At 58.7% G+C, this 206-nt stretch carries 1 pseudogene; it reads left to right on the plus strand.

The window, feature by feature from the left end:
* Positions 1 to 206: pseudogene (gene proY, locus ACLRGI_RS23395) on the plus strand (proline-specific permease ProY); the annotation flags it as partial.

Genomic DNA, 206 nt, shown 5'->3' on the forward strand with positions numbered 1-206 from the left:
CGAGTTCTGGTTCTCGCTCATCAAAGTGGTAGCCATCATTGCCATGATTGTTGGCGGTGCAGCCATCGTGGTGTTCGGCTTCCAAACGGCCGACGGCGGTGGCGTGGCACCAGGGCTGGGGAACCTTGTGAATCACGGAGGTTTGTTCCCGAACGGTTTCGAAGGGCTACTGGCCGCGTTCGCCGTCGTAATGTTTGCCTTTGGCG

This window comes from Paenarthrobacter sp. PPS72 (genome assembly GCF_048537125.1).
Classification (GTDB): domain Bacteria; phylum Actinomycetota; class Actinomycetes; order Actinomycetales; family Micrococcaceae; genus Arthrobacter; species Arthrobacter nitroguajacolicus_E.